Here is a 12,661-nt window from a genome sequence, read left to right on the forward strand (position 1 = left end):
CCATGTTCGGCACCCACGACCTCTGGCTGTTCATCCTGTCCGGCCTGATGCTCAATATCGCGCCGGGCCCGGATTCCCTCTACATCGCCAGCCGCGCCGCCGGCCAGGGCTTCAGGGCCGGTTCCGCCGCCGCGCTGGGCATAGGCCTGGGTACCTTTGTCCATATCTTCGCCGCGGCCTTGGGTCTGTCGGCCATCCTGGCGACCTCGGCCACGGCCTTCACCGTCGTCAAGCTGATCGGCGCCGCCTACCTGATCTGGGTCGGCATCAGCATGCTGCGCAGCAAGGCCACCACGCCGGGTGAACTGTCCAAGCTGCAGGCCGCGCCCCTGTCCACCATATTCTGGCAAGGCTTCTGGACCAACGTACTGAACCCCAAGGTAGCCCTGTTCTTTCTGGCCTTCGTACCCCAGTTCATTGATGCCGCCGCACCCAGCAAGGCACTGGCCTTCATCTTCCTGGGGGCGATATTCAACTTCAACGGCATGCTCTGGTGCCACACCCTGGCCTATACCGCCGCCAAGGTCAGCAGCCTGATCCAGCCTGGCACGGGTATTACCCAGTGGCTTAACCGCAGCATGGGGGTCTTGTTCCTGTTCCTCGGCATCAAGCTCGCCTTCTCCCGGCAAACCTGATTCATCTACTCGCCAGCCGCCCCAGCCAAGGTCACAGCATGAAGCCTTTCTTCCCCAGCCTGCTACGCAGCAACCATCCAGATGCCATCCATCGCAACCGCTTCATCATCGCGATCACGGTAACGCTGGCCTGCGTGCTGGAGCTGCTGGACACCAGCATCGTCAATGTTGCTGTACCCCATATGATGGGCACCCTGGGTGCCACGCTCGATGAAATCACCTGGGTCTCGATAGGCTATGTGGTCGCCAACGTCATCATCCTGCCCATCTCGGGTTTTCTGGCCAACCAGATAGGCCGCCGCAACTACTTGGCACTGTCCATCATCATCTTCACCGTCGCCTCCTGGGCCTGCGGCAATGCCACCTCACTGGGCGAGCTGGTGTTCTGGCGCATCGTCCAGGGCCTGGGCGGCGGCGGTCTGATCGCTACGGCACAGGCCACGCTGTACGAAGTCTTTCCGGCCGAGGAGATGGCAACGGCCATGGCCATCTTCGGCATAGGCATCATGTTCGGCCCCTCGCTAGGCCCGACCGTAGGTGGCTGGATTACCGACACCTGGTCCTGGCCCTGGATCTTCTATATCAACCTGCCCCTCGGTGCCATCGCCCTCTTCCTGGTGCTGGCCTTCGTGCCGGACTCCGCCCATCGCCGGCAGATCAGCAGCGTGGACTACCTGGGCCTGCTACTGTTGGCCGTCGGCATAGGCAGCCTGCAGTTGATGCTGGAGCGCGGTGAAAAGCTGGAGTGGTTTGAATCCACCGAGATACTCGCCTACGCGGTCACCAGCTTCGTCTCGCTGTTCGCCTTCGTCATCCGCCAGCTGGAGATTGCCCATCCCATCGTCAACCTGCGCATCATGAAGGACCTGCAGTTCTCGGCCGGCCTGCTGTTCACCTTCTTTTTGGGTGCAGCCTTGTTTTCCACCGTATTTCTGTTCCCGGTCTATGCCCAGACACTGATCGGTTTCGACGCCTTCCAGACCGGCATGATCATCCTGCCCTCCGCCCTGGCGGCCGCTTTTGCCATGCCCATCGCCGCCAAGCTGATCTCCCGTGGTGTGCCGGCCCATGCGCTGATCATCGCGGGAGCCGCCCTGTTCATGTACGCCATGTGGGGTCACCACCTGTTCACCACCGAGTCGGGCGCGGCCGATTTCTTCTGGCCTTTGCTGCTACGTGGCTTTGGCCTGGGTCTGGTGTTCATGCCGCTCAACAACCTCAGCCTGGCCCGTATCCTGCCTACCGAAATCCCCAACGCAACCGGCCTCTACAACCTGGTACGACAGCTGGGGGGCAGCGTAGGCATTGCGCTGTCGGCCACCCTGCTGGTCAAGTTCGAAGACATCAAACGCTCGGCGCTGGTCGAACACCTGACCCATGACAACGCCGCCATGGCCGAAAGGCTGGAGGCCTATACCCGGCTGTTCCAGCAAAAGGGTGATGCCATCGCCAGCGCCACCCAAAAGGCCTACGCCCTGATCAATCTGCAGGTCAACCAGCAGGCCATGCTGCTGGCTTTCAGCGAGCTGTTCCTGTGGTTTGGCGCCATCATCATCCTGCTGCTGCCGCTCTTGTTCTGGATGCGCACGCCACCGCGCATGGCGCAGGCCACCGATGTGGCGCACTAACCCAGTGACAACACCGGGCGTAAACCTGAAACCGCGATAAAATAGCCCCATGCGCCCTATCTCCACCGACCTCGACCAGGCCCTGGCACTGCTGCAAGCAGGCGAGCTGGTCGGCATTCCCACCGAAACCGTCTATGGCCTGGCAGCCGATGCCAGCCGCCCCGACGCGGTAGCCAAGATCTTCGCCATGAAAGGCCGGCCGGCTGACCATCCGGTCATTGTCCATATCGCTGGCCGCCAGCAGCTGGACGACTGGGCGCAGGATATCCCCGATGCCGCCTGGAAACTGGCCGATGCCTTCTGGCCGGGCTCGCTGACCTTGATATTGCGGCGCAAGCCCCATGTACCCGACGCCGTCACTGGCGGGCAGGATACGGTCGGCCTGCGTGCCCCCGCCCACCCGCTCACCCATGCCCTGCTGGAGCGCTTCGGCGGTGGGCTGGCCGCCCCGTCTGCCAACCAGTTCGGCCATGTCAGCCCTACGACAGCCGAACATGTTTACACCGAGTTCGGCGATGCGCTGGGCCTTATCCTTGATGGTGGCCCCTGCACAGTAGGCGTGGAATCCACCATCGTCGGCCTGACGGATGCCCAACCCACCCTGCTGCGCCCGGGTGGCATCCCGGCCGAAGCCATTGAAGCCGTATTGGGCGTCAAACTGATACACCACGAGAAACCGACCACCGCCAAGCTGCGGGTATCGGGCCTGCTCGATTCCCACTACGCCCCCCGCACCCCTTTGCTGGTGGGCCCCTTGGCGGCCCTTGAGGCCGAGGCCTACCAGCGCTTTGAAGCAGGCCAGCGGGTAGCCCTGCTGCACCATTCGCAGATGCTACAGGCGGTCTGCGGCGCTGAATGCCATGCCATGCCGCTGAACGCCGAAGCCTATGCCCGCGCACTCTATGCCACTCTGCGAGAGCATGATGGCGGCCGCTTCGACGTCTTGCTGCTGGAACAGCCCCCGCAGACAGCGGCCTGGCTGGCCGTGAATGACCGCGTCAAGCGGGCGGCCAGCGGCTGGCTAGCCTGAGTCAGGGCAATCTCGTTCGTCTTGGCTCAATATCTGTCTGGCGCTACCGCGCTATGCCGCTCAATGCCTCGGCCAGCGCCCTGACCATGGTGGGCAGGGTCTCCCATTGGCGCAGGCAGAGCTTCAGCTCCCGCTCTGCCCAGTCATCGCTCAATGCGACCAAGGCCAAGCCCATGGCATCCCGGTAGCCCTGGCCGGTGGCTTCCGGCACGACGGCTACACCAGCCCCACCCGCCACCAGCCTGGCGATGGCGGCAAAGCTTGGCGCCCTGGCCCGCATGTGCAGATCCAGGCCCGACAGCCTGGCCAGCTTTTCCACAAAACCCTGCATGGAACTGCCATCCGGCAAGCCCACCAGGTCATGGCTGGCCAGTTCACGAAAACTGATATTGGCCCTGTTGGCCAATGGATGCCTGGGCGACGCCAGCACGGCCAGCCGGTACCGGCCTATAGGCAAGGCCAACAGGCCGGGGGGCTCGTAGTCGCCATCAATTACGCCGAGGTCTGCCTCGCCCGCCGCCACCGCAGCAATCACTTCGCGGCTGGGGCGCTCCACCAGCGTCACATCAACATAGCCATGCTCTGCCAGGAAACGCCCCAGGGCGCCCGGCAGTATCGTGCTGTTGGCGGTGGTATTAGCGTAGAGCCGCAAGGCCACGCGCTGCTCACCGCTCAAGCCATCCATCGCCAGCTGGGCATCCTGTGCCGAACGCAGCAATCGGCGGGCATGTTCCAGCAGCACCTCGCCGGCCGGCGTCAACCTCACCCCGCTAGCGTGCCGCACAAATAGGCTCAGGCCCAGCCTGTGCTCAAGCTGCCTTAACCGGGCACTGGCTGCCGACAACGCCAGCGGCAGACTGGCCGCCCCCTTGGAGAGCGACCCCGCCGCAGCCACGGCAGCAAACAAGCGCAAGTCGTTCAGATCAAAGCGCAGAGGTTTCGTCATTGGCGAAGGCCCATGGTGTAAAAACGCATTCTCGCGCTTGCTGCTGCGGTTCACAATGGGCCGCATCAACCCGTTCCTGGAGCAGCCATGATACAGCGCGCCCTGTCAGCCTTCGCCATATCAGAACACCGGCACTGGTGGCAGGACGGCCGTACCCTGGCCTTGCTGTCTGCCGCAGGTTTCTCGCTCAAGGCCATTTTCGTCAAACTGGCCTACGCCGCCGGGCCGGTCGACGCCGTCAGCCTGCTGGCGCTACGCATGGGCCTGGCCTTGCCGGCCTTTCTCTGGCTTGCTTATTCCGCCCAAGGCGACACCCTGGGTAAACGCGACTGGCTGGGTCTGGCCGGCCTGGGCCTGGTGGGCTATTACCTCTCCAGCCTGTTTGATTTCCTGGGCCTGCAAACCATCTCGGCAGGACTGGAAAGGCTCATCCTGTTCACCTACCCCAGCCTGGTGCTGCTGATGGAAGCGGCCTGGCATCGCCGCCCCATCAGCGGACGCATCTGGGCCGCCATGGGCTTATGCTACCTCGGGCTGCTGGCGGCCTTCTGGCACGACCTGGTCCACACGACCGCCAGCACTGCCGTACTGATAGGCGGTGGCTGGGTTTTCCTGTCTGCCATCACCTTTTCGCTCTATTACCTGGGCACCGGCCGCTATGTAAAACGCATCGGCTCCACCCGGCTGGCCGGTTACTCCGGCGCCATGGCATGCGGCTTTGTTCTGGGGCACTTCCTGCTGGCCCGTCCGCTGGATGCCCTGGCCGGCCTGCCCCAAGGCGTCTGGGGCTGGGCGCTGGCCATGGCGCTAGTCTCCACCGTACTCCCCATCTGGCTGGCTGCCCGTGCCGTGGAACGGCTGGGCGCCAGCCGGGCAGCCGCCATGGGCACAGTAGGGCCTGTGCTGACCATCGCCTTCGGCTGGCTGATACTGGGAGAGCCCTTTTCGCTGTTGCAGGTAGTGGGCCTCTGCCTGGTACTGGCCGGAATTACCTGGATAAGCAAGGCAAAAGCCGCGTAACTCGCTACAATCCGGGCGTTCCTGGCCATCAGCCAGCGTGAGACCGATCAAGTGACGCCCGACCAATATTGCGAAGACAAAGCCGCCCAGAGTGGCTCCAGTTTCTACTACAGCTTCCGCTTCCTGCCGCTGGAAACCCGCCGCGCCATTACGGCGCTGTACGCCTTCTGCCGCGAGGTGGACGATGTGGTGGATGAAACCCATGACGAGAACGTGGCCCGCACGACGCTCAACTGGTGGCGCAGCGAAGTGGCCAACCTGTATGCCAACAACCCGCAGCACCCGGTGACACGGGCCCTGCAGCCGCATGTTGCTCGCCTGCAACTGCCACAACAGCAATTGCTACAGATCATAGACGGCATGGAGATGGACCTGACCCAGGCCCGCTACAACAGCTTTGCCGACCTGCAGCAGTACTGCTACCTGGTAGCCTCGGTGGTCGGTCTGTTATCCGCCCGCATTTTTGGCGTCAGTGATGACAAGACCTATGTCTACGCCGAAAAACTGGGCCTGGCCTTCCAGCTCACCAATATCATCCGCGATGTGGGCGAGGATGCCCGCCGTGGCCGTATCTACCTGCCGGTCGAAGAACTGCAGCGCTTCAACGTACCGGCCGCTGACCTACTCAGCTACCGCGAATCCGACAACTTCAAGCAATTGATGGATTTCCAGATTCAGCGTGCGCAGACCTATTACGACGAAGCCCTGGCCGCCCTGCCAGCACCAGACCGCAAGAAGCAACGTGCCGGCCTCGTGATGGCGGCCATTTATCGCGCCACGCTGGAAGAAATCGTGCTCGACGGCCCTGCCAAGGTACTCAATCAGCGGCTCAGCCTCACGCCCATACGCAAGCTCTGGCTGGCCTGGAAAACCTGGTGGTTTGCGTGAGCGGCAGCCACCCCGGCCTGGCGCCTGTGCGGTACCCCTACACCGCGTCGCAGTCCGGCAGACTTGCTGCCTTGCCGGCTAACGAACAAGGCGCGGGGTGAGTAGACATTGAACGGGCGCTTACAACTCACCCAGGCGGCGGCACTGCTGCCGCACCTGCCCGACAGCGCCATGGCGGTATTTGCGCGTTACATTGTGGAGCGCGATCCCGGCTCCACCGCCATGCTGGCCGATGACGGCAGCGCCTGGGTCCTGGGTGGCCCTTGGGCCGGCCGGCCTGAAGCCCCCTCGTATTGGGCCTACGCCCAGGACCAGGCCGCCCTGGATGCCGCCCTGCACTGGCTGGAACAGCACGCGCCTGTTGCCGATGTCGCCCTGTGCAATCAGCCCGCCGACGAACTGGCCATAGCCAGCGGCTGGCAAATCGGCTGGGACACTCACCTGTGCCTGGACGGTCCCGGTCCCGGCCCCGGTCCCGCAGCCAGCCCTATCCCCATAGTCAACTTCGAACAGGCATGCCAGCAGGGCACGCCCATGCACCCGGAACTGGCTGCCCAAGGCTATGCCGACTATCCTGCACTGATACGTGACTTCGGCAGGCTGGATCGATTTTTTGGTGCCATCCATGAAGGCCAACTGGTTGCCATGGCCGAATGCAATCTTGCCGCTGGCAGCCATATCAGCATCCAGGCCGTCAGCACGGCCTCCACACTGCGTAACCGGGGCCTGGGCAAGGCCGTTGTTGGCCATGCGGCCAACTGGATACATACCCAGGGCAAGCAGGCCCACTATCTGGCCAGCACCGACAATCACGCATCCATTGCACTTGCGCGTGCTTGCGGGTTCAATCAGGCCATGACGCTACCCTATCTGTATCGCCCAACCCAGACACCCAGCCCAAGCTGATGGACAAACTGCCCTTCTCGCCCTGGTATCTGTTGTTTGCCGCGCTGGTCATCATCGCCATCCTGGTCGCAGGCTGGGTGGAGATGCGCCATGCAGACCGCAAGGCAATACGTCGGCGCAAGATGCGGCAAGCGCTGGAAACCTTCCGTATCGCGCGCAATTACCAGCGCACCGATGGCACGCCCGAACTGTTTCTCTACAGTGCCGATAACTCCAAGCGCCTGCTGGAACTGAACAACCAGATCGCCAAATACGGCCAGGGTTCGGCCAGCTGGCTGTATTTCATGCCCGAGCGGCGCCTGTTCTTCATCCTGGAGCTAGTGGCCATCGAGCCCGAGGGCGATCTCCACTTCATCCAGACCATACACCCCATCAAACCAGATCGTGCCCGCCAGGTTCTGGCACGCTATCCCGAGCTGTATCGCGACATATTCCGTGAAGAAATCTGACCCCATTGCCATCATCGGCGGCGGCTACGCCGGCATGGCGGCCGCCATGGAACTGGCTGCCCATGGCCAGCCGCTTGAAGTATTCGAGGCAGGCCCAGTGCTAGGTGGCCGCGCCCGCCGGGTAGAGATAGACGGTGTGGCACTGGATAACGGCCAGCACATGGCCATAGGCGCCTATGCCGAGCTATTGCGCCTGATGCAACTGGCCGGGATGTCGGAAGCCGAGGGTTTCGTCCGCACGCCCCTGGAGCTGGATGTACAGCAGGGTAGCCAGCGGGTATTCCGCCTGGCCTGCCCACGGCTACCCGCACCACTGCATACCCTGGCCGGCCTGCTATGGGCCGACGGACTTAGCTGGGGCGAGCGCATCAGCGCCATACGCGCCATGGCCGGTGCGCAGTTGCGTGGCTTCCAGCTGGCTCAGGACACCACGGTCGCAAGCTGGCTGGCCGACCATGGGCAGTCCGCCCACCTGGTACGTTGCCTGTGGGAGCCGCTTACCCTGGCCGCCCTCAACACCCCTATCGCCACCGCCAGTGCTCAGGTGCTGCTCAACGTGCTGCGCGACAGCCTGGCCGGCAAGCGCGCAGCCAGTGACTTCCTGCTGCCCGCGACCGACCTCTCGGCACTCTTTCCCGAGGCAGCAGGGCGCTATCTGGCTGAGCGCAATTGCACCGTACATACCGGCACCATGATCAGGCAGGTGAGGCGCAGCGCCCAGGGCTGGCAGCTGGATCGCAGCGATAGGTGCTACAGCCAGTTGATATTGGCGCTGCCCCCACATAGGCTGGCCATGCTGGCAGAACACCTGCCCGCCCTCGCACCTGCCTCCGCCCTGCTGGACGCATGGACCTGGCAACCGATCTACACCGTATACCTACGCTACCCGGCAGGTACTCGGCTGCCCAAGGCCATGCAAGGCATGGTGGGTAGCAGCACCCAATGGCTGTTCGACCGAGGCCGCCTGTGCGGCCAGGATGGCCTCCTGGCGGCCGTCATCAGTGCCGAAGGCCCGCACGAAGCCTGGTCGCAGGCGCAGCTGGCCGCTATCGTGACGACGGAAATCGCACAGGCCCACCCCCAGCTACCTGCACCGTTGTGGCATAGGGTGATCGCAGAGAAACGCGCCACCTTTGGCTGCGTAGCCGGGCTAAAGCGGCCGGGCAATGCCACGGCCGACCCTGCGCTGTGGCTGGCCGGCGACTATACGGCAGGCGATTACCCCGCCACCCTGGAGGGCGCAGTGCGTAGCGGCGTGGCGGCCGCCCACGCCTGCCTGGCAGCGCAGCCGCCCATCGGATAAGCCCCTACGGCAGGCGGGACGATCCACCACAACCGGCAGTCCGACATATAGTGGTATCACCATCACCCGCAAGAGGCTGCCATGTCTCGGCTGCTCACGCTTTGCCTGGTAGCTTTGTCGCTGCCCGCCTGCTTGGCCGACAGCCTGCCGCTCAAGCTATTCACCGAGGATTTGCCGCCTTACAACTTCCCCCTGCCTGACGGCAGGGTGGGCGGCAGTTCGACGGAGAAGGTCGAAATCCTGCTGACGCGTAGCAATCTGGCCTACAAGATAGAACTGACCCCTTGGGCTCGCGCTTTTGAATCCGCTCGAAGCCAGCCCGGCCATTGTGTCTACTCCACCGCCCGCACTCCTGAGCGCGAAGCCAGCTTTGTCTGGATAGGCCCACTAGCGCACAATGATTGGATGCTGTTCGGCCGTACCGACAAACCACAGGCGCCCCGCAGCCTGGAAAGCGCCATAGGCGCCCGCATAGGCGGCTATCACGGCTCCGCCAGTGCGCTGTATATGATCAAGCAGGGCTACAACGTGGTGATGTCGGCCAACCACGATATCTCCATCAAGAATCTGATGGCGGGCCGACTGGACTACTGGCTGGCCAGCGGAGAAAGCGGCAATGCCCTGATCGCACGCCAGAATCTCACCGGCAAGATAAAGCCCATGATTCCGGTACGCAGTTTTGAGCTGTACCTCGCCTGCCATCCGGGCACCGATGCTGCCGTGTTGCATAAGCTGCAGCAGGGCTTTCAGTTGCTCCAGAGCGATGGCACCCTGGCAGCCATCAATCGCAAATACAGCGACTAGCCTCGCAACCAAGAAAAAACCGCCACATTGTGGCGGTCTGTCGACACCCTGGCGTAGTCGCCAGCGACCCAACGGGCTCAGTTCTTGATATAGCGCTCGAACACAAAGCCGAAGTCCTTGACCACATACTTTTGCTGGGCCGCACTGAGCCAGGAGAACGCCGCCTGATTCAGTTCCTTGAAGGCCTCCACCACCGGCGTACCACCGCTCTGGCCGCGTCCCAGCGTCACCGATGCCAGCTCCAGGCTGGACTTGGCATAAGCCAGGGCAATCTCGTTCTCGTGCATCAGTTCCGCAATACGCAGCAGCGCCTTGTACAGGTCCTTCACCTCTTCAATATGCTTTTTGTGCACATCGATGGAGAAGGCCTTGTTGCCCAGCTGGAATTTCACCTCCACGTCCATGTCTATGGTGCCGGCGGTTTCCAGCAGCACCTCTGACACCGGATAGGAACTATAGCTGTAGCGATGCAGCATGCGCTTCTTGCTCATGGCGCTGGAGCCATCGAGGTGTATCAGCGCCTTGTTGGTAAAGCAGTACTCGTCCACCTTGGATTTGATCAGGAAGAAGATCTTTTCCTGATCCTCGTGCATTACGTAGTCATCGGCATCGACCTTGTCGTAATCCTCCGGCTTGATCACTGCACCGATATCGCTCAATCCCAATGCATCTGCCGCCAACTTGCCAAACATGGTTGCTCCTTCCCTTGTGGTTAAGCACCGGGCCATGTACACCCTCCCGGTTGCCCAAAAAAATGCAACGGCTCAACGCTCGAACAATTCCTCGGCCGTGGCTACCGCCGTGCCCAGCTTGCCCACTACGATGCCGGCCGCCAGGTTGGACCACTGCATGGCCCGTGGCAGGCTCTCACCCGCCGCCAGCATGGCCGCCAGGGTAGCGATCACCGTATCGCCCGCACCCGATACATCGAACACTTCCTGCGCCAGCGTCTGCTCATGGGTCACACCAGCAGGCTCGAACAGGCTCATGCCTTCTTCCGAGCGCGTCACCAGCAAGGCGTCCAGCCGCAACTGGGTGCGCAATTGCTGTGCCTTCTCCACCAACTCCGCCTCGCTCCCCCAGCGTCCGGTCACCTCGCGCAGTTCGCTACGATTCGGCGTCAGCAAGGTCGCACCGGCGTAGCGGCTGTAGTCGTCGCCCTTCGGGTCAACCAACACCGGCTTGCCGGCAGCCCTGGCGGCTTCGATCATGGTCGCTACATGGGTCAGCCCGCCCTTGCCGTAGTCTGACAGTATCACCACATCATGCTGTGCCAGTACAGCCCGGAAGTCATCCAGCTTGGCGGCCAATATCTCGTGACTGGGGCTGTACTCAAAGTCCAGCCGTATCAGTTGTTGCTGCCTGGCCACCACACGCAGCTTCACCGTGGTGGTGATGCTGGCATCACGATGCAGGCTGGTAGCCACACCATGCTCATTCAGCAGCCTTTGTAGCGCGCTGCCGGCCTCGTCATCCCCTACGACCGACAGCAGGGTGGCTTGCCCACCGATAGCCGCAATATTGCGCGCCACGTTGGCGGCACCACCGGCACGCTCCTCGATGCGGCTGATCTTGGCCACCGGCACCGGTGCCTCGGGCGATATGCGCTCCACGTCGCCGAACCAGTAGCGGTCCAGCATCACATCCCCCACCACCAGCACGCGCGATGCCGCCAGCGCGCGCCTCAAGTCTTCATGCTTCATTCAAGGCCTTTCAACGCCCTATTGCGTCGTAGACAAATCCCAGCTCACGCAGGTAAGCCGGGTCATAGAGATTACGCCCGTCGATGATCAGCGGCCGCTTCAGCGTACGCTTTATGGCATCAAAATCCGGGCTGCGAAATTCCTTCCATTCGGTAGCGATCAGGAGTGCATCTGCTCCCTCCAGCGCCGCCATGGGGCTAGCTGCATAGTGTATGCGCTCGCCCAGGAGTTTGCGCGCCGCCTTGCTGGCCGTGGGATCATAAGCCGACACCCGCGCCCCTCTATCCAACAGCCCGTCTATCACCGTCAGGCTGGGCGCCTCACGCATATCGTCGGTATCCGGCTTGAACGCCAGCCCCCACAAGGCGATGCAGCGGCCACGCAGGCTGGCCCCCAGGCGCTGCACCAGCTTGATCACCAGCTTGTGCTTTTGCGCATCATTGGCCGCCTCCACGGCCTCCAGTACACGCAGCTGCACACCATGGGCCTCCGCCGTACGCCGCAGCGCTCGCACATCCTTGGGAAAGCATGATCCGCCATAGCCTACGCCCGGGTAAAGGAACTGATAGCCTATGCGTGGATCGGCCCCTATGCCCCGCCGTACCTGCTCGATATCGGCCTGCAGGGCTTCCGCCAGATTGGCCATCTCGTTCATGAAGGAAATGCGCGTCGCCAGCATGGCATTGGCAGCATACTTGGTCAGCTCGGCCGAGCGCACGTCCATCAGCACCAGCCGCTCGTGGCTGCGCTGAAAAGGCTGGTAGAGCGCCCTCAACCACTGGGTGGCGCGCTCATCATCGCTGCCCACCACGATACGGTCAGGCCGCATGAAATCCTCTACAGCCGCTCCCTCCTTCAGGAACTCCGGGTTGGACACCACGGCATAGGGCAGTTGCACGCCCCGCCCCGCCAATTCTTCTGCAATCGCCTCGCCCACCTTGTCGGCCGTCCCTACCGGCACAGTGGATTTGTCCACGATGATCTTGTAGTCCGCCATGCGCCGACCTATCTGGCGCGCAGCGGCCACCACATGCTGCAGGTCTGCCGCACCGTTTTCACCCGGTGGCGTACCCACCGCAATCATCTGCAAGGTGGCATAAGCCACGGCCTCATCCACATCGGTGGTGAAGCGTAGCCGCCCGGCCTGTTGATTGCGGCTGACCAGCGCCTCCAAGCCCGGCTCATGTATGGGCATGATGCCGGCCCGCAGATCCGCCACCTTGCTGGCATCCACATCCAGACACAGCACCTCGTTACCCACTTCAGCCAGACAAGCCCCGGTCACCAAGCCCACATAACCCGTACCGACTATGGTCAGCTTCATGCGTTTGCGCTCCGCTAATGCGGGG

General features: G+C 62.8%; 13 protein-coding genes. 9 read left to right on the top strand and 4 right to left on the bottom strand.

Going from position 1 to position 12,661, the window contains the following annotated elements; translation table 11 throughout:
• The first annotated feature begins 2 nt into the window (after positions 1 to 2).
• From QQK16_RS12700 to QQK16_RS12710, 3 genes are read left to right on the top strand one after another with little or no spacing between them, the layout of a single operon-like run.
• Positions 3 to 635 carry a LysE family translocator gene (locus QQK16_RS12700; RefSeq protein ID WP_284196839.1) on the top strand — a complete coding sequence of 211 codons (633 nt, stop codon included), beginning with the start codon at positions 3 to 5 and terminating at the stop codon, positions 633 to 635.
• 38 nt (positions 636 to 673) lie between these two features.
• Positions 674 to 2,263: a DHA2 family efflux MFS transporter permease subunit gene (locus QQK16_RS12705; protein ID WP_284196840.1), complete on the top strand. Its 1,590-nt coding sequence runs from the start codon at positions 674 to 676 to the stop codon at positions 2,261 to 2,263.
• A gap of 49 nt (positions 2,264 to 2,312) precedes the next feature.
• On the top strand, positions 2,313 to 3,293 hold the full coding sequence (locus QQK16_RS12710; RefSeq protein WP_284196841.1) for an L-threonylcarbamoyladenylate synthase: 981 nt from the start codon (positions 2,313 to 2,315) through the stop codon (positions 3,291 to 3,293).
• Positions 3,294 to 3,336: 43 nt separating this feature from the next.
• Here QQK16_RS12710 and QQK16_RS12715 read toward each other — a convergent pair whose 3' ends face one another.
• Positions 3,337 to 4,239, bottom strand: a complete 903-nt coding sequence (locus tag QQK16_RS12715; RefSeq protein WP_284196842.1) for a LysR family transcriptional regulator — start codon at positions 4,237 to 4,239, stop codon at positions 3,337 to 3,339.
• Between the two features lie 87 nt (positions 4,240 to 4,326).
• Here QQK16_RS12715 and QQK16_RS12720 point away from each other — a divergent pair, with 87 nt between their 5' ends.
• From QQK16_RS12720 to QQK16_RS12745, 6 genes are all read left to right on the top strand, one after another.
• Complete coding sequence (locus QQK16_RS12720; RefSeq protein ID WP_284196843.1) at positions 4,327 to 5,259, top strand: DMT family transporter; 933 nt, start codon at positions 4,327 to 4,329, stop codon at positions 5,257 to 5,259.
• 51 nt (positions 5,260 to 5,310) lie between these two features.
• Positions 5,311 to 6,147: a presqualene diphosphate synthase HpnD gene (gene hpnD / locus QQK16_RS12725; RefSeq protein ID WP_284196844.1), complete on the top strand. Its 837-nt coding sequence runs from the start codon at positions 5,311 to 5,313 to the stop codon at positions 6,145 to 6,147.
• A 108-nt stretch (positions 6,148 to 6,255) separates the two neighbouring features.
• Positions 6,256 to 7,053, top strand: coding sequence for a GNAT family N-acetyltransferase (locus QQK16_RS12730; protein WP_284196845.1), 798 nt, complete (start codon positions 6,256 to 6,258; stop codon positions 7,051 to 7,053).
• Entirely contained in the window at positions 7,053 to 7,502 is a 450-nt protein-coding gene (locus QQK16_RS12735; RefSeq protein WP_284196846.1) for a hypothetical protein, read from the top strand. Before QQK16_RS12730 ends, QQK16_RS12735 begins: the two co-directional genes overlap by 1 nt.
• On the top strand, positions 7,489 to 8,805 hold the full coding sequence (hpnE, locus tag QQK16_RS12740) for a hydroxysqualene dehydroxylase HpnE (RefSeq protein ID WP_284196847.1): 1,317 nt from the start codon (positions 7,489 to 7,491) through the stop codon (positions 8,803 to 8,805). The genes QQK16_RS12735 and hpnE overlap by 14 nt, the downstream gene beginning before the upstream one ends.
• A gap of 81 nt (positions 8,806 to 8,886) precedes the next feature.
• Entirely contained in the window at positions 8,887 to 9,609 is a 723-nt protein-coding gene (locus QQK16_RS12745) for a substrate-binding periplasmic protein (RefSeq protein ID WP_284196848.1), read from the top strand.
• Positions 9,610 to 9,686: 77 nt separating this feature from the next.
• Here QQK16_RS12745 and QQK16_RS12750 read toward each other — a convergent pair whose 3' ends face one another.
• The 3 genes from QQK16_RS12750 to QQK16_RS12760 form a co-directional block, all read right to left on the bottom strand.
• On the bottom strand, positions 9,687 to 10,301 hold the full coding sequence (locus QQK16_RS12750) for a PH domain-containing protein (RefSeq protein WP_284196849.1): 615 nt from the start codon (positions 10,299 to 10,301) through the stop codon (positions 9,687 to 9,689).
• A gap of 72 nt (positions 10,302 to 10,373) precedes the next feature.
• Positions 10,374 to 11,312 carry a D-glycero-beta-D-manno-heptose-7-phosphate kinase gene (gene rfaE1 / locus QQK16_RS12755; protein ID WP_284196850.1) on the bottom strand — a complete coding sequence of 313 codons (939 nt, stop codon included), beginning with the start codon at positions 11,310 to 11,312 and terminating at the stop codon, positions 10,374 to 10,376.
• Positions 11,313 to 11,322: 10 nt separating this feature from the next.
• On the bottom strand, positions 11,323 to 12,636 hold the full coding sequence (locus tag QQK16_RS12760) for a UDP-glucose dehydrogenase family protein (RefSeq protein WP_284196851.1): 1,314 nt from the start codon (positions 12,634 to 12,636) through the stop codon (positions 11,323 to 11,325).
• Between the last annotated feature and the right edge of the window lie 25 nt (positions 12,637 to 12,661).

The organism is Chitinimonas prasina, assembly GCF_030160395.1.
GTDB classification, from domain to species: Bacteria; Pseudomonadota; Gammaproteobacteria; order Burkholderiales; family Chitinimonadaceae; genus Chitinimonas; species Chitinimonas prasina.

Coding starts and splice junctions, on each gene's coding strand:
- QQK16_RS12715 (WP_284196842.1), bottom strand. CDS start 4,239: ATGACGAAACCTCTGCGCTTTGATCTGAACGACTTGCGCTTGTTTGCT.
- QQK16_RS12760 (WP_284196851.1), bottom strand. CDS start 12,636: ATGAAGCTGACCATAGTCGGTACGGGTTATGTGGGCTTGGTGACCGGG.
- QQK16_RS12720 (WP_284196843.1), top strand. CDS start 4,327: ATGATACAGCGCGCCCTGTCAGCCTTCGCCATATCAGAACACCGGCAC.
- QQK16_RS12745 (WP_284196848.1), top strand. CDS start 8,887: ATGTCTCGGCTGCTCACGCTTTGCCTGGTAGCTTTGTCGCTGCCCGCC.
- QQK16_RS12735 (WP_284196846.1), top strand. CDS start 7,053: ATGGACAAACTGCCCTTCTCGCCCTGGTATCTGTTGTTTGCCGCGCTG.
- QQK16_RS12705 (WP_284196840.1), top strand. CDS start 674: ATGAAGCCTTTCTTCCCCAGCCTGCTACGCAGCAACCATCCAGATGCC.
- QQK16_RS12710 (WP_284196841.1), top strand. CDS start 2,313: ATGCGCCCTATCTCCACCGACCTCGACCAGGCCCTGGCACTGCTGCAA.
- QQK16_RS12750 (WP_284196849.1), bottom strand. CDS start 10,301: ATGTTTGGCAAGTTGGCGGCAGATGCATTGGGATTGAGCGATATCGGT.
- QQK16_RS12700 (WP_284196839.1), top strand. CDS start 3: ATGTTCGGCACCCACGACCTCTGGCTGTTCATCCTGTCCGGCCTGATG.
- rfaE1 (WP_284196850.1), bottom strand. CDS start 11,312: ATGAAGCATGAAGACTTGAGGCGCGCGCTGGCGGCATCGCGCGTGCTG.